We start from the raw sequence: 20,013 nt of genomic DNA on the forward strand, positions 1-20,013 counted from the left end.
CCGACCTCAAGACCCCAGAAAGCTCCAGAGAAAGAGAAGCCCCATGTTCACAGCACGTAAGTCTCGACTCGCTCTCGCGGGGGGCCTCGCCCTTGCCGCATCCCTCGTTCTCGCCGGCTGTGCGAGCAGCAACCCGCTCGACGCGCCGTCCGAGGAGACCGGCGCAGGCGGCGGCGGTGACGACACCATCGTCATCGGATCGCAGGCGTACTACTCGAACGAGATCATCGCCGAGATCTACGCCCAGGCCCTCGAGGCGGCCGACTTCACGGTCGACCGCCAGTTCACCATCGGCCAGCGCGACGTGTACATGCCCGACGTGGAGTCCGGCGCGATCGACCTGTTCCCCGAGTACACGGGCAACCTGCTCGAGTATCTCGACGACAGCGCCACCGCGACCAGCCCCGACGACGTGTATGCGGCTCTGCAGGATGCACTGCCCGATGGCCTCACCGCACTCGAGTACGCCGAGGCATCCGATCAGGACACCTACACGGTGCTGAAGAGCTTCGCCGACGCGAACAAGCTGACGAGCATCTCCGACCTGTCGAAGGTCACCACTCCGGTCACGATCGGCGCCGCTCCCGAGTTCGAGGAGCGTCCGTATGGGCCGGCCGCGGCCAAGGAGGTCTACGGCGTCGACCTGGCGTTCTCCGCGACCGGGCCGACCACGCTGGAGTCGCTGCTGGCCGGCGAGATCCAGGTCGCCGACATCTACTCGGCAGACCCGGCTTTCCAGACGGAGGAGATCGTCGCACTCGAAGACCCGGAGAACATCATCCTGGCCTCGAACGTCGTGCCGATCGCCTCGAGCGACGTCGCCGACGAGATCGCCGACGTCATCAACGCCATCAGCGCGAAGCTCACCGCCGAGGAACTGGTGGGCCTCAACGTGCAGAGCACGGTCGACCAGAAGTCGGCGGCCGACATCGCGAAGTCCTGGCTGGAGAAGAACGGCCTGCTCTGACCGGACAGAGAGGGGGCTTTCCGATGACCATCGGAAGGCCCCCTCTGCGTGCGGGCGTGCGGCCTGAGACAATGGAGCCCATGGCAACGGATAGATCGGCATGATCTCGAAGCGAGATCTCGCCCAACGGCTCGACATCTCCCTGGAGATGGCCGACCGGCACGGATTCGGCGACGGGGCGAGCGAAGCCGAGCTCGTGGCGCTCGAACAGGACCCGCCCACGTGGCTCGTCCAGTCGCGGTCGAACCGCAAGAAGGGCGCCCGCCCCGTGTGGGTCACCCTGACCTGCGAAGTGTGCGGCTACAGCGAGACGACCAGGCCCAAGAAGTGGTGGCCCGATTTCACGTACGTCAGTTGCCGCCACCACGCACTCGGCGAACTTCCGAAGGCGGCTGATGGGCACCATCGCGGCCAGTTCGAGGGCGTCGGAAGCCGATTCGTCGGCATCGTCGATCAGGAGCTCTAGACCCTGGCGTCCTGACGCGGCACCCACACCTGCTTGATGATGATCAGGATGGATGCCGCAACCGGCACGGCCACCAGCGCGCCGAGGAGCCCGAGCAGTGTGCCTCCGGCGAGAGCGCCGATCACCACGAGTGAGCCAGGGATCGAGATCGCCCTGTTCATCACGCGGGGGGTGATCACATACGCCTCGACCTGCATGTAGACGAGGTAGATGATCCCGAAGATGAGCGCGGCCACCGGGTCGGTGAACAGGGCGAGTCCGGTGCCGATGACCCAGAACATCACGGAGCCGACCAGCGGGATCAGGGTGACGCAGAACGCGACGGTCGCCATCAGCGGCGGGAAGGGCAGGCCGAGCGCTGTGTACAGCACGAGAGCGATCATCGCGTTGAAGAAGGCCAGTACGACCATCCCCATCACGTAGCCGCCGACCGCATCGGTGATCAGATCGGTGATGTCTGCGGTGCGGGCGCGGTCGCGGGCCGGGGCGAGGCTGAGCATCCCCTTCTTCATCCCGGGAAGCGTGGCGACGAAATAGATCGTGAGCACGAGTACGACGATGGCGCCGGAGATGCCCGTCGCGATCGAGGCACCCACCTGCAGGGCGCCGCCGCCGATCGCGGCGATGTTGCCCGGGTCGGAGAGGAACTTCTGAATATCGGCGACGAGGGTCTGGAACTGGTCGCCGAACTGCCTGTCGAGGGTGGCGTAGAGATCGGTCGCGGTGAACTCCTGGATCATCGCCGGCACCGAGCGGACGAAGCTGGCGATCTGCTCGATCACGATCGGAAGCACCATCCACAGGATCAGCGCGACGACCACGATGAGTCCGAGGATCACGACGGCCACGGCCACGGCGCGGGAGAGGCCGCGCCGCTCGAGGAACCGGACGGCGGGGTCGAGGCCGAGAGCCGCGAAGAGCGCCAGCGCGATATAGATGAGCACGGTCGCGAGGTTCGACAGGGCAAGACCCAGCAGAACAGCCGCGAGTCCCCCGAGCGTGACCAGGAACCCGAAGACGAAGGGCCGGTCGATGCGCGTCCAGAACGAGCGGCTCGGCGTCATCGGCTCGATGACCACGGCGCGCGGCACTGATGCGAGGGAGGGGGCGGGCGACGGCGGCACCTCGACGGGCGGGGTGTCGTCGATGACGTCGGGTGTCGTCGATTCGTCGTTGCTCATGCCCTCACGATATCGGTGTCACAGCTGGGATCGACGGCGGCGGAACCTCCTAGAGTAGGGGCATGACAGCAGCCATGGACCCCCGGGAAGAACTGCTACGGCTGCGTGCCACGATCGACAACATCGATGCCGCCCTCATCTTCATGCTGGCCGAGCGTTTCCGCGCCACCCAGCAGGTCGGGCACCTCAAGGCCGAGCATGAGATGCCGGCATCCGACCCGCGGCGCGAAGAGCAGCAGACAGCCCGCCTTCGGGCGCTCGCCGAAGAGGCTCACCTCGACCCCGAGTTCGCCGAGAAGTGGTTCAACTTCGTCGTGGCCGAGGTCATCCGCCATCACACCGAGGCGGCCGAAGGCCGCTGACGAGGGTCCGCTGCGCTCGGCGGATATCACCGATGCCGCACGGAAGGCTTGACGGCGCCCTCGCACGCGCGCATAGTTAAGCCATCCACTAATTAAGGATTTGCTTACATGGATGCAGCGGACGAACTCAGCCTCGTCTTCCAGGCACTCGCCGATCCGACCAGGCGTGCGATGATCTCGCGCCTCAGCAGCGGCTCGACGACCGTCGGAGAACTGGCCGAGCCGTTCGCGATGAGCCGCCCCGCGATCTCGCAGCACCTCAAGGTGCTCGAGCGCGCCGGTCTCGTCGAGCGGACCGTCGACGCGCAATGGCGACGGTGCACGCTCCGCACGGAACCCCTCGACGAGGCCGCGGCCTGGGTCGAGCGGCACCGTGCCGAGTGGAACGCGCGCTTCGACGTGCTCAGTGAGCGACTCCAGGAGCTGAAAGGAACGACCGATGCCTGACCAGACGGCGACGAGCCAGAAGCAGTTCACCATCACCCGTGTCTTCGACGCGCCCCGCGACCTGGTGTGGCGCGCCTGGACCGATCCCGACGAGGCCATCTTCTGGTGGCATCCGCGAGGTGTGAATCTCCCCCGGGAGAGCGTCGAGATCGACGCGCGGCCAGGCGGCCGGTACCGCTACACGATGATCGCGCCGGACGGCACGGAATATCCCACCACCGGGGTGTACCGCGAGATCACGCCGCCGGAGCGGCTCGTCTTCACCTGGGGATCTCAGGGCGATCCTGACGAATCCGCCCCGGTCATCACCGTCGACTTCGCGACGCACGGCGATGCCGGCGATGAGACGCTGATGACGTTCCATCTGCAGGGTTTCGACGGTGCACCCGGCGATGAGTTCGTCTACGACGGCTGGGACTCGGCGTTCGACATCCTCGTCGAGCATCTCGGCGGGGAGGCATCCTGATGGGCCTCCTCACGGTCGAGCAGATCGTGAGCGTCGACGGATACGCCGCAGAACCCGACGGCGGCATCGGCTTCATGGATGCCGCCGATGTCGGCAACGCCAATGACGACGACCAGCTCGCGTTCCTTCAGGGCGTCGACGCGATCCTGCTGGGCGCGAACACCTACCGGATGTTCGCGGGGTACTGGCCGACGGCCGACCCCGAGGTCGAGGTCGTCGCAGAGCCGATCAACCGCCTGCCGAAGTTCGTCATCTCGAACACGCTCACCGAGGCGCCCTGGGGCGACGGGGCGATCGAGATTCTCCGAGGTGACGCCACACGTGCAGTCGCCGATCTCAAGAAGCGGTACGGCCGGATCGTCGTCTGGGGCAGCCTCGAGCTCGCCGACGCGCTGTTCGAGGCGGGTCTGATCGATGAGCTGCGCCTCCGCGTCGTACCGGTGCTCATCGGCGAGGGGCGCTCGTTCACGCCGACGTCGCTCGGCCAGCGTCGACTCGACCTGGTCCGTGTCGTCTCGCACCCGAGCGGTCATGTCGGAATGACCTACCGGGTCGTGGCATCCGCCTGAGAATGCTGAAGGCCCCGGAACGCAACGGCGTTCCGGGGCCTTCAGCGTGAGGCTACTTCGAGGTGCCCTGCGACACCGATCCCTGCAGCTGACGCTGGAAGAAGATGTACACCAGGAGCACCGGCACGATCGTGATGATCACCGCGGCGAACAGAGCGCCCTGGTCGACCTCGTACCCTGCGGCCGACGCGAACGCCGCCATTCCCTGCGACAGCACGTACTGCGATGAGTTCGGGTTCAACGCGACGGGCAGCAGGAACTGATTCCACAGGCCGAGGAAGTTCAGGATGCCGACCGCGGCCAGGCCGGGCTTGGCCATCGGAAGCATCACCTGGAAGAAGGTGCGCCATTCGCTCGCGCCGTCGACATAGGCGGCTTCCTGGATCTCGTACGGCAACGACTTGAAGAACGAGTAGAGGAAGAACACCGTGAACGGCAGGGCGAACGCCACATAGGTGATGATCAGACCCGGCAGGGTGCCGAGCAATCCGATCCCCTGCAGGACGAAGAACAGCGGAACGATCGCGAGGAACACCGGGAAGGTGAGGCCCGCGAGCATCAGGTAGTAGATCACCCTGCTGCCGGGCACCGAGAACCGCGCGAGCACGTAGGCGCACATCGCGCCGAGCAGCATCACCAGGACCAGCGAGACGCCGACCACGATGATCGTGTTCAGGAACATCTGGCCGAAGTTGTGCTTCGTCCAGGCGTTGATGTAGTTCGTGAAGTCCCACGACGACGGCAGCGTGAACGGCGATTCGAAGATCTCCGAGGTGGACTTGAACGAGCTGAACAGCGTCCACAGCAGCGGCAGGATCACCACGATCGACCAGATGGCCAGCACGATGTGCGAGATGGTGCCGACGACCTTGTCGCCGGTCGTCGTCCTGGTCTTGCGGACCAGAACCGGATTCTTGCGGGCGCGCTTCGGATCGATCGAGATCAGGGTCTGCGTCTTGTCGCTCATATGCGTCCCCCATCGTCTTTGCCGCCGGTGAGTCTGTTGACCAGGAACACGAGCGCGGCGAACAGCAGCGTGATCACCGCGAGCACGACGCCCATGGCGCTCGCCAGGCCGAACTGGCTCTTCTCGAATGCGGTGCGGTACAGGTACTGCGACATCACGAGGGTGGTGTTACCGGGGCCGCCGGTGGCGTTCAGGGCCGCCATGTAGACGAACGCGTCGAGTGCCATGATGCCGATATAGATGTACGCGGTCTGCACGTTGTCGCGGATCAGCGGGAGGGTGATCGAGATCGTCGTGCGGAATCGGCCGGCACCGTCGATGCGGGCGGCCTCATAGGTCTCGGCAGGGATGCCCTTGATCGCGGCGATGAACAGCACCATGTAGAAGCCGACCATGCCCCAGACGATCACGAAGATGGAAGCGCCCATCGCGGTGCGTTCGTCACCGAGCCAGGCGAAGCCCTTCACGTCCAGTCCGGCGGCATCGAGGATGCCGTTGAGCAGCCCCTCCGGCGAGTAGATCAGCGCCCAGAGGATGCCGATCACGATCGCGGGGATGACGTACGGGAAGAACGAGACGACGCGGTAGAAACTCGATCCGCCGAGGCCGCGAACCTGACCGCTGCTCGGGCCGCCGACCGTGATCATGCTCGCGAAGACGAGCGCGATCGACAGGGTGATCAGCGGCACGGCGATCGCCAGAAGGATGTTGTTGCCCATGGCCTGGAGGAACGTCGAGTCGGAGAAGAGTCGACCGAAGTTCTTGAGCCCGACGAAGTCCATCTCCGGCGAGAAGCCGGTCCAGTTCGTCATCGAGTAATACACGGCCTGCACGAACGGCGAGATCACGAAGATCAGGAAGATCGCCACCGGCAGGACGAGGAACACCAGCAGGAAGGAGACGTAATCGAAGGTCAGCGGGCGCTGCCCAAGACGGGGCGGCTTGCGCCGCCCCGTCTTGGGAGTGATGACTGCGGCGGTGTTCGTCGCCGAGTCAAGACCGGGAAGTGAGGTCACTTGATCTCGATCTTGTTGACCGAGTCGTCGTCGCGGACCTTGTCGGTGAGGGCCTGCAGCTGCTGCGTGATCTCAGCGACCGTCATCTTGCCGTCGAGGAACGAGTTCCAGATCGGCAGCTGGTCGCTGTTCATGCCGTACAGGTTGAACGACTTGATGGTGAAGACGTTCTCACCGGCGGTCGCCAGCAGTTCCGACTGCGACACGAGTGCGGTCGAGCCGAAGCCGTCTTCGGGAACGGTGCCCTTGACGATCGTCGGAGCGAGCTTCTCCTTCGCGAAGGCGGTCGCCGACTCCTTCGAGAGCATCGTGCGCAGCAGCTCCTTGCCACCGGCCGGGTTCTTCGCCTTGGTCGGAACGACGAACGGCTCGCCGGCCTCGGCGCGCATCGTGCCGGCCGGGGTCGTCTGGCTGGTGTTGAGGGGCAGCTCAGCGAGGCCCTTCATCGCGAAGCCCTCCTTCGTCTGCGACTTCATCTCGTTCTCGATCCACGAGCCCGACGGGTACAGCAGCGCCTCCTGCTTGTTGCTCCACTGCGCCTGCGCCTCGGTGAACTGCGTGCCCGAACCGCCCGGCTTCACGTAACCCGACGCGATCAGGTCGTGGAAGATCGTCAGGATGTCCTGGATGACCGGGTTGGACCAGCATCCCTCTTCGAGGTTCTCGAGCGGCAGGCGCACGTCGTCGCCACCCTGGATGACGGCCGAGTCGACGACCATCGTCTGGTAGTAGGTCGCCGCTTCCTTGCCCCAGAGGAACAGGAACTTGCCCTGTGCCTTTGCGGCCTCGCCGAGAGCCTTGAGGTCCTGCCAGCTCGTCGGCACCTTCCAGCCGTTCTCCTCGAACAGGCTCGACGAGTACCACAGGCCGTACACGGTCATGACGTAGTTCAGTGCGACGAACTTGCCGTCGAACGTACCGGGAGCCTCGACGCCGCCGTACAGCGTGTCGCGGATCTTCTCGCCCTCGAGGTTCTCGGAGTCGATCACCGAGGTGAGGTCTTCGAGCTGGTCGATGATCGTGTTCCAGCCGATCGAGTTCGCGCCGGAGTTGTCGATGAGGTCCGGCGGGTTGCCGCCGACGAAGCGCGGCTGCAGTTCGGTGGCGATCTTGGTCGAGGGCGAGACCTTGACGGTGACGCCGTCGAGGCCCTTGCTCTTCTCCATCAGCTTCGCGGCGTTCTCGACGTAGTCGACGCCGTAGCCGCCGTTGAAGATGACCGCGTCGACGGTCGTGTTGGCTGCGACACCGAACGGGTTGTCGGATGTCACCTCGCCCTTGGGTCCGGTGCTTCCGCCGCCGCCGGGTGCGGCGCAGGATGCGAGGGACATGCCAAAGGGCAGCAGCAGCGCCGTCGCGGCTGCACCGCGCAGCAGGTTGCGGCGGCTGATGGACTGGTTGTTGAGTTCCATCTTCGTACCTTTCGTTGTGGTGTGATCGGTGAGGGTGTGTCGGGTGCGCTCAGGCGCCCCGTCGGATGCGGCCGCGGTAGCGGTCTTCGAGGACTGAGTTGTGGTCGTCGCCGCCGGGAATGTTGGCGGAGATGTACATCGGGGGCGTCTCGCCGCGGTCGGCGATCGTGCGCGCCACCCCGAGCGTGAGCAGCTGAGCGATGTATGCGGCGGTGATCGACGAGATCGCGCCGGCTCCGATGCCGTCGGCGACCTCGAGAGTCGTGTCGCCGTAGGGGGCGAGGTTGTCGATGACGATGTCGGCGACCTCGCTGAGACGCGTGCCGGACGGATGCTTCGGCTGCACGCGTGCGGTGTGCTCCAGGCTGGTCACCGCGATCACGCTGTGCCCGTGCTCTTTCGCCCACAGCGCTGCGCCGACGATGGATCCGTTCACGCCGGAGTTCGAGGCGATCACGAAGATGTCGTTCTCGCCTACCGGGACGGTTGCCATGAGCTCGTCGACGACCCACGGTTCGCGCTCCAACGCGCCGGTGAGCACCTCGACGTCGCGATCTCCGTGCATCACGATGTCGCGGAGCGCGAAGCGGTTGGTCGGGATGAGTCCGCCTGCGCGCCCGGAGATCTCCATCGCGAAGGCTTCGGAGTGTCCGGTGCCGAAGGCGTGGATGACGCCGCCGCCGTCGAGAGCGCCGACCAGCAGTCCGATCGCACCGTCGAAGGCACCGGATTCGGCTCGAGCGGTCAGCTCCGCGAGTCGGGTCTGCGCCTCGCGGAACAGGTCTGACGCATCGGTCATCGCGGGTCTCCTTGCTGGAACTGCTTCACTGACAGGTCGTCGGGTTGCCGGCCTCGCCATTGCCGAGGCCCATGCTGCGTGGCACCATTGCCTCCAGAATCCGACCCCGGGATTTCCCTTGGGTTGAAGCTATGCTCACGGCGCATCAAGGTCAAGTTAGGACGCATAACAAATGGGTCACGACATGTTGATGTTGGGCGTGGACGCCGGTGGAACGTCGACCAGGGCGGTGCTGACGAACGCCGGCGGGGCGTGTCTCGGCTACGGCGTCGGCGGGCGCGGCAACCCGATCTCTGCGGGTCCTGAGCGGGCGGCGGACGGCGTGCTGGAGGCCGTTCAGGGGGCGGTCGCGTCGGCCGGCTGTGCGGTGGGCGACATCGCCGTGATCACCGCGGCCATGGCCGGACAGCGGGCGTCCGGTGCCGGGGCGGACCGGCTTCGCGACCGGCTGACCGCTGCCGGCTTCACCGGACGGCTCGCCTTCGAGTCCGACCTGCTGGCGACGTACTTCAGCGGGACTGCGGAGGAGTTCGGGTACGCGATCGTGTCCGGCACCGGGGCGAGCGTCATCCGCATCTCGGGCGGTCGGATCGACGTGGCGAGCGACGGTCTGGGCTGGCTGCTCGGCGACCGCGGCAGCGGCTTCTGGATCGGGCGCCGCGTCGCCAGGGCCGTAGTGCAGGATCTCGACGCCACGGGACCGGAGACGGCGCTGACGCGCGGGGTGCTCGATCATCTCGGCATCCCCTCGGAGCCCACGCGCGGCGACGGCCGCTCGGTCATGCTGGAGCGGATCGTCGACGCGCTGTACGCCCGGCCGCCGATCGAGCTCGCCTCGCTGGCGCCGCTCGCGTTCGCGACCGAAGGTGATCCGGTGGCCGAGCGCATCCTGCGCCGGGCGGGCGAGCATCTCGCCGACTCGCTGATCGCCGTCCTGACCGGACCGGGGCCGCTCGTCGCGGGAGGTGGCGTGCTGTCGCGCCCTGGAGCGGTGCGGGATGCTTTCATGAGGCGCCTCGGAGCTGCCGCGGTCGGCCTGGATCTGCGTCCGGTCGTCGACGGGGTCATCGGAGCGGGCGTGCTCGCGCTGCGCGCCGGCGGGGTGCCGACGACGGACGAAACGCTCGCGACGCTCACCGCGACGCTCGCCCGCTTTCGGTGACGCCCGGCGAATCTCGAACCCCATGTTGTTCTCATCGAGCGATACTCTATGATCGAAACCGGCTTAAAACAATCACAAATATGCATCTTTGATGAAAGGGTCCCATCGATGACCGATTCCCTGCCTGGCGCACACATGCGTGAAGAGCTCACTTCGCAGCCCGATATGTGGGCGCAGGCCGCCGATCTGCGTGAGGGGCAGCAAGCCCTTCCCGCCAAGGGCGCACGCGTCGCGGTCGTCGGATGCGGCACCTCCTGGTTCATGGCGCAGTCCTACGCCGTGCTGCGCGAGACCGCCGGCTTCGGCGAGACCGATGCGTTCGCGGCATCCGAGTCGTTCGTCGACCGCGGCTACGACGCCGTCGTCGCGCTCACCCGCTCCGGCACGACGACCGAGGTGCTCGAGCTCGTCGAAGGCCTCCGAGGACGCGTCCGGACGATCGGCGTGATCGGAGATCCGGAGTCGCCGCTCGTCTCGCTCGTCGACGACGCCGTGCTGCTGCCGTTCGCCGACGAGAAGTCGGTCGTGCAGACGCGGTTCGCGACCACCGCGCTGGCTCTCTTCCGCGCCTCGCTCGGAGAAGACCTCAGTCAGGCGATCGCCGACGCTCGCGCCGTTCTGGATTCGACGGATGACGCCGCGCTCCTCGATGCCGAGCAGTACTCGTTCCTCGGCCGTGGCTGGACCGTCGGTCTCGCGCACGAGGCCGCGCTGAAGATGCGCGAATCCTCGCAGTCCTGGACCGAGTCGTACCCCTCGATGGAGTACCGCCACGGTCCGATCGCGATCGCCGCGCCCGGCCGTGTGACCTGGCAGTTCGGAGAGGCGCCTGAGGGTCTCGCCGCGCAGGTCGAAGCCACCGGCGCGCGCTTCGAGCAGAGTTCGATCGACCCGATGGCCGACCTCGTTCGGCTGCACCGGGTCGCACTCGATCGCGCCGTCGCCCGCGGCCTCGACCCCGACCAGCCGCGGAACCTCAGCCGTTCCGTCATCCTGGACGCCTGAACGGATCGGTGATGGCCACGCCTGAGGATGCGGCGGTGCCGGACGTCGAGCGCGACGCCTCCGGCGAGACCCTCGCCGAGGTGCGTTCGCTCGGCGCCGGCGCCCCCGTGCTGGCCTTCGACGTGGGCGGCACCGACATCAAGTCGGCGCTGTTCGACGCCGACGGCACCGCGTGGGGTCTGCGGCGCACTCCGACCCCGGTGGCTCGGGGCGACCGCACCGAGGTTCTGATCGAGCGACTCGGCGTGCTCGCGGCCGAGCTGCGCGCCGCGTATCCGAATGTGGTGCCGCAGGCGGCGGGGCTGGTCGTTCCGGGCATCGTCGATGCGGATGCCGGGCTCGGCGTCTTCGCGAGCAATCTCGGCTGGCATGATTCACCGCTGCGTGACCTGGCCGCAGCGCGGCTCGGACTCCCGGTCGCGTTCGATCACGATGTGCGCGCCGCCAGCTGGGCCGAGCACCGGCTCGGCGGAGCGCGTGCGTACCAGAACTCGGTCGTGCTCGTCATCGGCACCGGGATCGCCGGTGCGCTGCTCGTGGGCGGAGTGCCGTACACCGCCGGCGGTTATGCGGGCGAGATCGGGCATTCGCCGATCGCCGACGGGCCGCTGTGCGCATGCGGTGCGCGCGGCTGCCTGGAGGCGGTCGCGTCGGCCGGTGCCATCGCGCGGCGCTACCGGGAAGCCACCGGCGTCACGCCGGACGGTGCGAAGGACGTCATCGCGCGCGCGGCGGCCGGTGATGAGGTCGCCGCCGAGATCTGGAGTTCCGCGTTGGATGCCCTCACGATGTCGCTCGCGCAGATCACGGCGGTCGTCGCACCGGAAGCGGTCGTGATCGGCGGAGGCCTTTCCCGGGCCGGGGGCGCGCTGTTCGACGAACTGCGGGCCCGTCTCGCCGCGCGTCTCAGTTTCCATCGCATCCCCGAACTGGTACCGGCCGAACTCTCCGGCAACGCCGGCATCCTCGGAGCCGCCCTCCGCGCGCGGGAGATCGCATGATCCTCACAGTCACACCGAACCCGGCGCTCGATCTCACCTGGCACCTCGACAGCATCCGGGTAGCCGAGACGCACCGTGCGGATGCCGCAGTGGCCCGCGCCGGCGGCAAGGGCCTCAACGTCGCCAGGGTCGCGCATGCGCAGGGCGCCGGTGCGCGAGCGATCACCACCGTCGGCGGGCGCACCGGCGAGGAGTTCGCGGCCGAGCTGCAGGCGAGTGGCGTTCCGCATCGGCTGGTGCCGGTCGCCGGCTCCACCAGGCGCAGTATCGCGCTCGTGGACGAGAGTCTCGGCGACACGACGGTCGTCAACGAGCGCGGAATCAACCCCACGGACGCCGAGTGGGCGATGCTCGTCGGCGAGGTCGCCGACGGGCTGCCTGGTGCCGGGGTGCTCGTGATCTCGGGCAGCCTCCCGCCCGGTGCCCCTGACACTCTGCTGCCCCTCCTGATCGGAATCGGCCGCGATGCCGGCGTTCCGGTCATCGTCGATACCTCCGGCCCTGCCCTGCTACAGGCAGCGGATGCCGGAGCATCCGTCCTCAAGCCCAATGCCGCCGAACTCGCCGAGGCCACCGGCCTCGACGACCCGATCGAGGGCGCCAGGGTGCTGCTGGATCGCGGAGCATCCCTGGTGCTGCTGTCTCGAGGAGCCGACGGGATGCTGGCGATCAGCGCGGCCGCCCCCCGGTCGTTGAGCGAGCGAAGCGAGACGAAACGCGTTGATCCTCTCGGTACGCTGCATATCCTCCACGCTCGCCTCCCCGCATCGCTCGCGGGCAATCCGACCGGAGCCGGCGACGCAGCCGTCGCCGCGTGTGCGGTGCTGCTGGATGCAGGAGTGGACGACCCCGAGCAGATCCTCCGCCGGGCGACGGCGTGGTCGGCGGCGGCCGTGCTGATGCCGCTCGCCGGCGAGATCCACAGCAGCTGGCCCGACCTGGAGCGCGCGGTCGAGATCCGTCCACTGCCTGCCGAGCCCGCGTCTCCCTCGCACGACTACGACCCGAAGGACCCCGAATGACTCTTGCCAGCGCCCGCGACCTCATCGCCGCCGCATCCGCCGCCGGCACCGGGATCGGCGCGTTCAACGTCATCCATCTCGAGACCGCGGAGGGGCTGGTGCGGGCATCGGAGCGATCGCAGCTGCCGGTGATCCTGCAGATCTCGCAGAACTGCGCCGACTATCACGGCGGACTCGAGCCGATCGCACTGGCGACGCTCGCTGTCGCGCGCCGAGCCACGACTCCGGTGGCGGTGCATCTCGACCATGCAGAGCGGCCCGAGCTCGTCGACGAGGCGATCGCCCTCGGCTTCGGGTCGGTGATGTTCGACGGCGGAGCCCTGCCGTACGACGACAACGTCGCCCTGACCGCCGCGGTCGCCGAGCGAGCGCATGCCGCCGGCGTCTACATCGAGGGTGAACTGGGCGAGGTCGGCGGCAAGGACGGCGCGCATGCACCGGGTGTGCGCACCGACCCGGACGAGGCCCGCGCGTTCGTCGCGGCCACCGGCGTGGATGCCCTCGCCGTGGCGGTCGGCTCCTCGCACGCGATGACGGCGAGGACGGCCTCTCTCGACCTCGAGCTCATCGCGCGATTGCATGCCGCGTTGGCGGTGCCCCTGGTGCTGCACGGTTCCTCCGGGGTCGCGGATGCCGTGATCGCCGACGCCGTGCGCGCCGGAATGACGAAGATCAACGTGTCGACGCACCTGAACGGTTTCTTCACCAGGGCGGTCAGAGAACGGCTCTCGGCCGATGAGCGTCTCGTCGACTCGCGCAAGTACCTCGCACCCGCGCGGGACGCCTTGGCGGCAGAGGCGAGCCGGATGCTGCAGCTGTTCGCGCTGCAAGACGTGGCGGTGCGCTCATGACCCGCGCTGCGCACCCGTTCCGTGGAGCGTCGGCATGAAGCGGGCAGCCCGCCTGAACGGCATCCTCGACCTGCTGGCGGTCGCCGGCGAGGTCACGGTGGACGACCTCGTCGAGCAGTTCGGGGCCTCTCCGGCGACGACGCGACGCGACCTCGACAGCCTCGCCGAGCAGCGCCTGCTCACCCGCACGCATGGCGGAGCGGTGGCGCAGACCGTCGCCTACGAGCTGCCGATCCGGTACAAGAGCCACTTGCGCACACATGAGAAGGAGAGCATCGCCCAGGCCGCGGCCGCTCTCGTCGCGCCAGGCACCGTGGTCGGCCTGTCCGGGGGCACGACCACCACCGCGATCGCCGCAGCGCTCGCCGCGAGAGACGACCTTGCGGTCCGCGGCATCACCGTGGTGACGAACGCGGTGAACATCGCCGCTCAGCTCGCCACCCGTCCCGACATCAAGGTCGTCGTCACCGGCGGCGTCATCCACTCGCGAAGCTACGAACTCGTCGGCCCGTTCGTCGAGCAGCTGCTGCGCGGAGTGCGGCTCGATATCGCGTTCATCGGGGTCAACGGGCTGGATGCCGAGGGCGGAGCGACCACGCAGGACGAGCGCGAAGCCGCGGTGAACCGGCTGATGGCCGAGCGCGCGCGCCGCGCCGTGGTCGTCACCGACGGCAGCAAACTCGGCATCACGGCCTTCACGGCGGTCGGCGGGGCTGACCTGTTCCCCACCGTGATCACGGATGTCGGAGCGGATGCGGCGGAGGTCGCGGCGCTGCGCGCCGCCGGCTACGAGGTGCTGCTCGCGGAGTAGCCGCTCGCCGCAGAACGCCGCGGTACCCAGGGATGGCAATACTCTGGCTACGGGGTTCGGGGAAGGGGGCGATCGTGACGATCGACGTGCTGGAAGGCGGGGGCAGGCCGCATCTCTCGGCAGCCGCGCTGGATCGGCCGAGGATTCACGCGCTCTTCGACACGCCGGCACAGCTCACCGTCGTTCGTGCGGTGCACGGCGCAGGCAAGGCCACTGCCATCGCCGCGTGGGACCGGCACCGTGACGGTGACGCCGTGTGGATTCGTGCACGCGCCCGCGACACGGGCGCCTCGGATCTGGCCGCGCGCATCTCGCGGCAGATGGCTGGTGCCGGCATCCGCTCGGGCGACGCCGGTGTCGACGCCGACGCCGCCGACACCGAGGCAAGAACCTGGCCCGCCCTCTCCGAGGTACTGGCGAACGCGCCCACCTGTGTGATCGTCCTCGACGACGCCGGCGGGATCTCGTCGCGCGATGCGCAGGAGCTCGTGAGAGCCGTCGTGCACGCACCGCACATCAGGCTCGTCATCGCCGTCGATCGAGTGACGTTCTTCGAGAGCCCCGCTGCGGCTCTGTATGTCGACAGGACGATCATCGGTCCGAAGGAGCTGATGTTCGATCTCGGGGAGGTCGCGCGTTTCCTCGAGGTGGACCACGGCGCGGCTGAACGTCTGCATCGTGCGACCGGCGGACTACCGGTGGCGCTCCGAGCGATCGCCGAGTCGCACCGCCCGAAGCAGCGGATCGCGTTCTCCACCGCCGCGATGGCTGTCGTGGACGACTATCTCCATCTGCAGTTCGAGGATGCCGCTCGTGGCGACGGATTCCTGGCCGCACTGGCGCGGATGAGTACCGCCGACGCCATCGATCACGGCACGTCCGTGGTGCTCAGCAGCGATCCTCGCGGCGAGGCGATTCTCGATGAGGCAGCCTCCCTCGGGTTCGGCACCTGGTCCGATGCCGGTCTGTTCTCCTTCACGCCTCCACTGCGGTCGTTCCTGCAGCACGAGAAGCGCCGTTCGTTCTCGACGGAATTGCCGGAGCTGCGCTCGACGGCGGCGCGGGAGGCACTACGACGAGGTGCCCCTCTCGATGCGCTGCGTCTCGCCATCGATGCGGACGACCTCGCGCTGGCGGCCCACGTCGTGCTCGTCGGCTGGTACGAACTGCTCGAACGGCATGGTCGAGCAGTGATCGACACGCTGGGGTCGTTGCCCACGGCGCGACTCAAGGACCAGCCTCTGCTCGTGATGCTGCTGGCGATCTGTTACCTGGGCACCAAGGTGAGGCGCCTGCGGGGGCTGCAGCTGCTACGGACCGCGATCGCGTCAGCGGACTCGCCGCGCCGCGCGGTTTCCACCTTGGAGCGCCTGTACATCTGGACCGCGCAGAGCGTCGCTCTCCGGCTCGTCGGGTGGAACCGACGCTCCAGCGAGGTCGCCGTGCGGGCGCTGCGGCTTCTCACTGAGATGCCCGAGAGCGACTGGGAGCCCTACCGGAACGCGATCCCACGGGTCTGCACGCAGCTGGGGCTCTGCCTTTTCTACGCGGGGCACGGACGGTCCGCGATTGAGGCGTGGGCGTTCGCCGCTGCTCTCGCGTCCGCACGGAACTCGCCGAGCGCTTTCCACAGTGTCGCCCTGCTCGCCGGCGCGCACGCACTCGACGGGAACATGCCCGAGGCGGAGCACTACGCGGGACTCATCCGCGAGGGCGACTGGGCCGCGCCGCTCCTGGACGGCTACCAGGGCACCTTCTACCGCGTCGCCGAAGCGCTTCTCGCTCTCGAAGGCGGAGATGTCGCGGCGGCGTCGGCACACGTGAGCGCTTTCGATCCGCACCGCGAGACCAGCGAGCATTGGCTGGTCATAGCATCGGTCGAGACGCGGGTGCTCCTGGAGGCGCATGCGCCCGAGGCCGGGCTCGAACGGCTGGAGTCGCTGGTCGCCGCACGAGGGAAGGAGGCGTCGCGAACGGTGGCGCGGCAGCGATTGGCTGCCTCCCGCGTCCACCTGCATCTCGCACGCGGCTCCGACCCCCGTGCGAAGCAGATCCTGGAACAGGATGCTGCCGGCGACGGCTTCGAGCGCGTCGTGCTGGCGGCCCGCATCGCGCTGACGGACGGTCGCCCGTTCGATGCTCTGCATCTGCTCTCGCGTACGGATTCCGTGGCACCGAACGCGCGGCTGCGCGCCGAGGCCGCGGCCATCACCGTGGCGGCGACGATCAAGACAGCGGGAGTCGGCGCGGCATCCCGGCCCCTTCGCGTGCTCGACGCCGTGCTCGCCGACCGACGGCTTCGCACACCGCTCACGCATCTTCCGCCGAGCGACCTGATGGTTGTCCGGGAGTTGCTCGGAAAGCGCGAAGGCGGGATCGCGCCCGAGTCGAGCATCTTTCCGCCGAGACGTCGGCGTCCCCGTCTCTCGGGGCGCGAGCGCGTGGTTCTCCGAGCGCTGCATTCCAGCGAACCGCTTCCGGGTATCGCCGATGAGCTCGGAGTCTCGGTGAACACGATCAAGACGCAACTGCGCAGCCTCTACCGGAAGCTCGACGTGCCGGATCGGGCCTCGGCGATCTCCCGGAGCCACGAACTGCGACTCCTCGACAGCGACGGCTGAGCGCCTAGCGGCCGACGCCGGCCCTTCGCAGCATCCGCGCAATCGTGCTCACGAGCACGGCGACCACGCTTTCGCCGATCAGTCTTCCGGCCAGGGTCGCCGTCAGCACGAAGGGCGTGAGGTGCTCGGGCGAGAACGCCGCCAACGAGATCCCGAAAAGAGCCACTGCCACGGCGGCGGCGCCGACGGTGAGGCGGAGCGTCGTCACCGGCCCCTTCCACGTCACGAGATCGAAGACGATGCCGGCTGTCAGCAGCGGTATCGCTGACAGCAAACCGATGGGTGAGAAGGCGACGATCATGATCGCTGTGATTCCCGCGGTGATCGTCGCCGTACCGGCGGCGCGGGTCACGATGCGGGCGAGCAGAGGCAGTGCCGTGTTCGCCGAGGCGAGAACGGCATAGAGGGGAGGCGCCGCCGGAGCCGCGGCGGCCATCACCGGAAGCAGCGCCAAGAAGATGCCGGTCTGCACCGCGGCGAGAGCTGCCGAGACGAGAAGTGCCCTCGTCGGCGTGGATGCCGCGAGGGCGGGACGAGGGGCGGCGGACACCCGTCGAGCTTACGGCGGCGTGCGGGGTGAAGGTCCGGGGTGAAGAAAACGAGGGGGCCAGGAGCGGCGATCCCGTCCGCCATAGGCTCATCGCGCCCGGTCGGTCGTCTGCCATGCCGTGGCAGATCCCCGATGTCGATGGCGACACGACGCCGTGCCCGAACGTGAGCACGACACGTCATCGCAGTCCGCGAGCTGCGCGCAGAACGTCGCGCGGCTCTTGGGCCGGCTCCTGTCGTGCCGTTTCCCGTGAGGACACGCCCTGATGCCTCGCCCTGAACAAGAAAGCCACACGTGAACGATCACTACCCCTCTGCATCCACTTCGATCTCCAAGCCGACCCGACGAACCCTGATCAAGGCGGCGGCATGGTCGGTGCCGGTGATCGCGGTGGCCGTCGCGACGCCGCTCGCCGCGGCCAGCGTCACTCCGCCGGAGCCGCAGCCGGCGCCCGGTGGCGGTCTCTCCGTGTGGCAGGGCGGCACGTCGCTGCAGACCTGGACGCTGACGCAGCCGAACCGCGTGCAGGTCAACACGGGGCAGAACGTCGGCTTCGAGTCCTTCAACCCTGACACCGGCGACGCGCAGCCCGCAGGCGCTTTCCGCTCCGGCGTGGTGACCGTGACGGTCCAGTGGGGCGCAGGCAACGGCGTCGCCGACCCGACGAGCTACCGGCTCGAAGAGCGCACCCTCAACGGCTGGGTCCGGGTCGGCCCCGCCCCCGCGGAGACCGCAAGCGGATCGGTGCAGTACACCTACGTCGGCATCCTCAACGGAGCGGCGAACCTCGTCCCGCTGCCCGTCGTCTGGCTCTACCCGTCTGCGGGCGGTGCGCTGACCCCGACTTACGTGAACACCTCGCTCTCCTCGGAGTTCCTGAGCGAGAAGACCTCAGGCTCGCGCGTGCCGTAAACCGCACAGGCCTCACCCCAGGAAGGAACCCCCGAGTCATCGGGGGTTCCTTCTTTCACAAACGGGCTGCGCGCCGGCGGGACGGTGCGTTCTGCAGGACGATGTCACAGTTGTCGGAGCATCCGATGGCGTGTCGTCCTGCAGGTGTGCATCGGTCCTGCAGGTCGCACCGGAATGCGGATGCCGGGTCAGGGCCGCGCGACGGGTTGCTGCAGTTCGGTGACCCAGTCGGATTGGTCCTCCGACACCGCGCGCACATAGAGCTCGCGGCACGGGCCGTTGGGCACGTAGCCGCGCGCGAGGATCTCGGAGTGCACGGCATCCCAGCTCTCCCGGATGCCGTCCATGGAGCCGAGGTGCACGCCGCAGATCGCGACCTCGACCGCAGGCAGATCAACGAACTCGAAGTCCGCGCGACGGTCGCCGTTGTACGCGTATCCGGCGGTGATCTCCATGCCGTCCTCGGTGAGCCGGTACTGGGCGATCGGGGTCGACAGTGCTCCATACTCGTCGCCGAGCACGTCCTCGATGCTTGCGAACAGCGGGCCGACCGCGTCTCCGACCTCGGCCTGCGGGACGGATGCCGTGTGCGCGGCGAGCTGCACTGCGGGCAGCGGCTTCTCGATGATCTCGATGGGTGACATGCGTTTCTCCTTCTCGATGAGGTGGAGCCTGCGTTCCACGTCGATGAGCCGGTTCGCGGCGACCCTGTGCTCCTCCTCGACCTCCGCCTGACGGACGCGCAGCAGCACCGCGATCCGGTCGGCGTCGATCCCCTGCTCGAGGATCAGCGCGATGTCGTCGAGGCCGAAGCCCAGGTGACGCAGCGCGACGATCCGGTGCAGTCTTTCCAGCTGCGAGGGGTCGTAAGAGCGGTAGCCGGTGAACTCGTCGACATGGACCGGAACGAGCAGGCCGGCGGTGTCCCAGTGCCGGAGCATCCGGTGGGTCACCTGTCCGATCTGCGCGAAGGCTCCGATTGACAACATGTCTCAGTTCTCCCGTCTTCCACAGTGTCAGAGTCAAGTCTCGCGTGAATGAGCCTTGCGTCTGGCATCGAGTGCACGCGCGATCCTCGGTCGGAGCAGCGCGATGAGAGCGCCGACGACGAGCCAGAGGATGACCGCCGTGACGAGGACATCGCCGGTCAGGGCGAACACGTCGACCGTCGTGGGAAGCGGATCGACCCTGTCCCCGACGATGTACATGTCGTCGGGGAATGTGGCGGGCTCGTAGCGGCTGAGATCCTGGTGATACCAGGGGAACGGCCACCCGAATGCCACGTTGCGCAGCTGCGCAGGAGTGTGCACAGTCGTCGGGACGACGTGTGCGACGGTCCAGGTCAGGATGAGCGCCGTCACCAGAGCACAGAAGACCTCCAGTGCCGTGCTCGACCACTTCGACCTGCGCATCGAGCCCCTCCCGA

22 protein-coding genes are annotated in these 20,013 nt (G+C 67.9%); 14 read left to right on the forward strand and 8 right to left on the reverse strand.

What is annotated here, in order from left to right; genetic code table 11:
• The first annotated feature begins 43 nt into the window (after positions 1 to 43).
• A complete protein-coding gene (locus MRBLWH12_RS14715) occupies positions 44 to 967 on the forward strand; it encodes an ABC transporter substrate-binding protein (RefSeq protein ID WP_363550209.1) in 924 nt (307 codons plus the stop codon).
• Positions 968 to 1,067: 100 nt separating this feature from the next.
• A complete protein-coding gene (locus MRBLWH12_RS14720) occupies positions 1,068 to 1,433 on the forward strand; it encodes a hypothetical protein (RefSeq protein ID WP_363550211.1) in 366 nt (121 codons plus the stop codon).
• On the opposite strand, the gene MRBLWH12_RS14725 is transcribed toward MRBLWH12_RS14720, so the two are convergent.
• Positions 1,430 to 2,614, reverse strand: a complete 1,185-nt coding sequence (locus MRBLWH12_RS14725) for an AI-2E family transporter (RefSeq protein ID WP_363550213.1) — start codon at positions 2,612 to 2,614, stop codon at positions 1,430 to 1,432. The two genes, MRBLWH12_RS14720 and MRBLWH12_RS14725, sit on opposite strands and share 4 nt — an antisense overlap.
• Before the next feature lie 62 nt (positions 2,615 to 2,676).
• On the opposite strand from MRBLWH12_RS14725, the gene MRBLWH12_RS14730 reads away from it, so the two are divergent.
• The 4 genes from MRBLWH12_RS14730 to MRBLWH12_RS14745 all read left to right on the forward strand — a co-directional run bounded on the left by MRBLWH12_RS14730 (position 2,677) and on the right by MRBLWH12_RS14745 (position 4,458).
• Complete coding sequence (locus MRBLWH12_RS14730; RefSeq protein ID WP_341976557.1) at positions 2,677 to 2,976, forward strand: chorismate mutase; 300 nt, start codon at positions 2,677 to 2,679, stop codon at positions 2,974 to 2,976.
• Between the two features lie 108 nt (positions 2,977 to 3,084).
• Complete coding sequence (locus MRBLWH12_RS14735; protein WP_363550217.1) at positions 3,085 to 3,423, forward strand: ArsR/SmtB family transcription factor; 339 nt, start codon at positions 3,085 to 3,087, stop codon at positions 3,421 to 3,423.
• On the forward strand, positions 3,416 to 3,889 hold the full coding sequence (locus MRBLWH12_RS14740) for an SRPBCC family protein (RefSeq protein WP_363550220.1): 474 nt from the start codon (positions 3,416 to 3,418) through the stop codon (positions 3,887 to 3,889). The genes MRBLWH12_RS14735 and MRBLWH12_RS14740 overlap by 8 nt, the downstream gene beginning before the upstream one ends.
• On the forward strand, positions 3,889 to 4,458 hold the full coding sequence (locus MRBLWH12_RS14745; protein ID WP_363550223.1) for a dihydrofolate reductase family protein: 570 nt from the start codon (positions 3,889 to 3,891) through the stop codon (positions 4,456 to 4,458). The genes MRBLWH12_RS14740 and MRBLWH12_RS14745 overlap by 1 nt, the downstream gene beginning before the upstream one ends.
• 52 nt (positions 4,459 to 4,510) lie before the next feature.
• Here the strand turns inward: MRBLWH12_RS14745 and MRBLWH12_RS14750 are convergent, their stop codons facing one another.
• From MRBLWH12_RS14750 to MRBLWH12_RS14765, 4 genes are read right to left on the reverse strand one after another with little or no spacing between them, the layout of a single operon-like run.
• The gene (locus tag MRBLWH12_RS14750) at positions 4,511 to 5,425 is read right to left on the reverse strand and encodes a carbohydrate ABC transporter permease (RefSeq protein ID WP_341976553.1); all 915 of its coding nucleotides are present in this window, start codon (positions 5,423 to 5,425) and stop codon (positions 4,511 to 4,513) included.
• A complete protein-coding gene (locus MRBLWH12_RS14755; RefSeq protein ID WP_363550226.1) occupies positions 5,422 to 6,441 on the reverse strand; it encodes a carbohydrate ABC transporter permease in 1,020 nt (339 codons plus the stop codon). The genes MRBLWH12_RS14750 and MRBLWH12_RS14755 overlap by 4 nt, the downstream gene beginning before the upstream one ends.
• Entirely contained in the window at positions 6,438 to 7,853 is a 1,416-nt protein-coding gene (gene ngcE, locus MRBLWH12_RS14760) for an N-acetylglucosamine/diacetylchitobiose ABC transporter substrate-binding protein (protein WP_341976551.1), read from the reverse strand. Before ngcE ends, MRBLWH12_RS14755 begins: the two co-directional genes overlap by 4 nt.
• A gap of 49 nt (positions 7,854 to 7,902) precedes the next feature.
• Entirely contained in the window at positions 7,903 to 8,652 is a 750-nt protein-coding gene (locus MRBLWH12_RS14765; RefSeq protein ID WP_363550229.1) for an SIS domain-containing protein, read from the reverse strand.
• A gap of 184 nt (positions 8,653 to 8,836) precedes the next feature.
• Here MRBLWH12_RS14765 and MRBLWH12_RS14770 point away from each other — a divergent pair, with 184 nt between their 5' ends.
• The 7 genes from MRBLWH12_RS14770 (at position 8,837) to MRBLWH12_RS14800 (ending at position 17,125) form a co-directional block, all read left to right on the forward strand.
• Positions 8,837 to 9,814, forward strand: coding sequence for an N-acetylglucosamine kinase (locus MRBLWH12_RS14770; RefSeq protein ID WP_363550232.1), 978 nt, complete (start codon positions 8,837 to 8,839; stop codon positions 9,812 to 9,814).
• A gap of 108 nt (positions 9,815 to 9,922) precedes the next feature.
• Complete coding sequence (locus tag MRBLWH12_RS14775) at positions 9,923 to 10,819, forward strand: SIS domain-containing protein (RefSeq protein WP_363550235.1); 897 nt, start codon at positions 9,923 to 9,925, stop codon at positions 10,817 to 10,819.
• An 11-nt stretch (positions 10,820 to 10,830) separates the two neighbouring features.
• Positions 10,831 to 11,820 (forward strand): ROK family protein, encoded by a 990-nt coding sequence (locus MRBLWH12_RS14780; RefSeq protein ID WP_363550238.1) that lies wholly within the window; start codon positions 10,831 to 10,833, stop codon positions 11,818 to 11,820.
• Positions 11,817 to 12,842, forward strand: a complete 1,026-nt coding sequence (locus tag MRBLWH12_RS14785; RefSeq protein WP_363550240.1) for a 1-phosphofructokinase family hexose kinase — start codon at positions 11,817 to 11,819, stop codon at positions 12,840 to 12,842. Before MRBLWH12_RS14780 ends, MRBLWH12_RS14785 begins: the two co-directional genes overlap by 4 nt.
• Positions 12,839 to 13,693 carry a class II fructose-bisphosphate aldolase gene (locus MRBLWH12_RS14790; protein WP_363550242.1) on the forward strand — a complete coding sequence of 285 codons (855 nt, stop codon included), beginning with the start codon at positions 12,839 to 12,841 and terminating at the stop codon, positions 13,691 to 13,693. Before MRBLWH12_RS14785 ends, MRBLWH12_RS14790 begins: the two co-directional genes overlap by 4 nt.
• A 34-nt stretch (positions 13,694 to 13,727) precedes the next feature.
• The gene (locus tag MRBLWH12_RS14795) at positions 13,728 to 14,504 is read left to right on the forward strand and encodes a DeoR/GlpR family DNA-binding transcription regulator (RefSeq protein ID WP_341976544.1); all 777 of its coding nucleotides are present in this window, start codon (positions 13,728 to 13,730) and stop codon (positions 14,502 to 14,504) included.
• Between the two features lie 74 nt (positions 14,505 to 14,578).
• The gene (locus MRBLWH12_RS14800) at positions 14,579 to 17,125 is read left to right on the forward strand and encodes a LuxR C-terminal-related transcriptional regulator (protein ID WP_363550245.1); all 2,547 of its coding nucleotides are present in this window, start codon (positions 14,579 to 14,581) and stop codon (positions 17,123 to 17,125) included.
• Positions 17,126 to 17,129: 4 nt separating this feature from the next.
• Here MRBLWH12_RS14800 and MRBLWH12_RS14805 read toward each other — a convergent pair whose 3' ends face one another.
• The gene (locus tag MRBLWH12_RS14805; protein WP_363550248.1) at positions 17,130 to 17,675 is read right to left on the reverse strand and encodes a hypothetical protein; all 546 of its coding nucleotides are present in this window, start codon (positions 17,673 to 17,675) and stop codon (positions 17,130 to 17,132) included.
• A 294-nt stretch (positions 17,676 to 17,969) separates the two neighbouring features.
• On the opposite strand from MRBLWH12_RS14805, the gene MRBLWH12_RS14810 reads away from it, so the two are divergent.
• Positions 17,970 to 18,587, forward strand: coding sequence for a hypothetical protein (locus MRBLWH12_RS14810; RefSeq protein WP_363550250.1), 618 nt, complete (start codon positions 17,970 to 17,972; stop codon positions 18,585 to 18,587).
• 188 nt (positions 18,588 to 18,775) lie between these two features.
• Here the strand turns inward: MRBLWH12_RS14810 and MRBLWH12_RS14815 are convergent, their stop codons facing one another.
• Together MRBLWH12_RS14815 and MRBLWH12_RS14820 are read right to left on the reverse strand one after the other, a co-directional pair.
• Positions 18,776 to 19,576 (reverse strand): MerR family transcriptional regulator, encoded by an 801-nt coding sequence (locus MRBLWH12_RS14815; protein ID WP_363550253.1) that lies wholly within the window; start codon positions 19,574 to 19,576, stop codon positions 18,776 to 18,778.
• A gap of 33 nt (positions 19,577 to 19,609) precedes the next feature.
• Positions 19,610 to 19,999 (reverse strand): hypothetical protein, encoded by a 390-nt coding sequence (locus MRBLWH12_RS14820; protein WP_363550256.1) that lies wholly within the window; start codon positions 19,997 to 19,999, stop codon positions 19,610 to 19,612.
• Positions 20,000 to 20,013 lie beyond the last annotated feature (14 nt).

It is taken from the genome of Microbacterium sp. LWH12-1.2, assembly GCF_040675825.1.
GTDB lineage: Bacteria > Actinomycetota > Actinomycetes > Actinomycetales > Microbacteriaceae > Microbacterium.

Excerpts from the sequence above, each read along its gene's own strand:
- MRBLWH12_RS14715 (WP_363550209.1), top strand. The coding sequence starts at position 44 with ATGTTCACAGCACGTAAGTCTCGACTCGCTCTCGCGGGGGGCCTCGCC.
- MRBLWH12_RS14720 (WP_363550211.1), top strand. The coding sequence starts at position 1,068 with ATGATCTCGAAGCGAGATCTCGCCCAACGGCTCGACATCTCCCTGGAG.
- MRBLWH12_RS14725 (WP_363550213.1), bottom strand. The coding sequence starts at position 2,614 with ATGAGCAACGACGAATCGACGACACCCGACGTCATCGACGACACCCCG.
- MRBLWH12_RS14730 (WP_341976557.1), top strand. The coding sequence starts at position 2,677 with ATGACAGCAGCCATGGACCCCCGGGAAGAACTGCTACGGCTGCGTGCC.
- MRBLWH12_RS14735 (WP_363550217.1), top strand. The coding sequence starts at position 3,085 with ATGGATGCAGCGGACGAACTCAGCCTCGTCTTCCAGGCACTCGCCGAT.
- MRBLWH12_RS14740 (WP_363550220.1), top strand. The coding sequence starts at position 3,416 with ATGCCTGACCAGACGGCGACGAGCCAGAAGCAGTTCACCATCACCCGT.
- MRBLWH12_RS14745 (WP_363550223.1), top strand. The coding sequence starts at position 3,889 with ATGGGCCTCCTCACGGTCGAGCAGATCGTGAGCGTCGACGGATACGCC.
- MRBLWH12_RS14750 (WP_341976553.1), bottom strand. The coding sequence starts at position 5,425 with ATGAGCGACAAGACGCAGACCCTGATCTCGATCGATCCGAAGCGCGCC.
- ngcE (WP_341976551.1), bottom strand. The coding sequence starts at position 7,853 with ATGGAACTCAACAACCAGTCCATCAGCCGCCGCAACCTGCTGCGCGGT.
- MRBLWH12_RS14765 (WP_363550229.1), bottom strand. The coding sequence starts at position 8,652 with ATGACCGATGCGTCAGACCTGTTCCGCGAGGCGCAGACCCGACTCGCG.
- MRBLWH12_RS14770 (WP_363550232.1), top strand. The coding sequence starts at position 8,837 with ATGTTGATGTTGGGCGTGGACGCCGGTGGAACGTCGACCAGGGCGGTG.
- MRBLWH12_RS14775 (WP_363550235.1), top strand. The coding sequence starts at position 9,923 with ATGACCGATTCCCTGCCTGGCGCACACATGCGTGAAGAGCTCACTTCG.
- MRBLWH12_RS14780 (WP_363550238.1), top strand. The coding sequence starts at position 10,831 with ATGGCCACGCCTGAGGATGCGGCGGTGCCGGACGTCGAGCGCGACGCC.
- MRBLWH12_RS14785 (WP_363550240.1), top strand. The coding sequence starts at position 11,817 with ATGATCCTCACAGTCACACCGAACCCGGCGCTCGATCTCACCTGGCAC.
- MRBLWH12_RS14790 (WP_363550242.1), top strand. The coding sequence starts at position 12,839 with ATGACTCTTGCCAGCGCCCGCGACCTCATCGCCGCCGCATCCGCCGCC.
- MRBLWH12_RS14795 (WP_341976544.1), top strand. The coding sequence starts at position 13,728 with ATGAAGCGGGCAGCCCGCCTGAACGGCATCCTCGACCTGCTGGCGGTC.
- MRBLWH12_RS14815 (WP_363550253.1), bottom strand. The coding sequence starts at position 19,576 with ATGTTGTCAATCGGAGCCTTCGCGCAGATCGGACAGGTGACCCACCGG.
- MRBLWH12_RS14820 (WP_363550256.1), bottom strand. The coding sequence starts at position 19,999 with ATGCGCAGGTCGAAGTGGTCGAGCACGGCACTGGAGGTCTTCTGTGCT.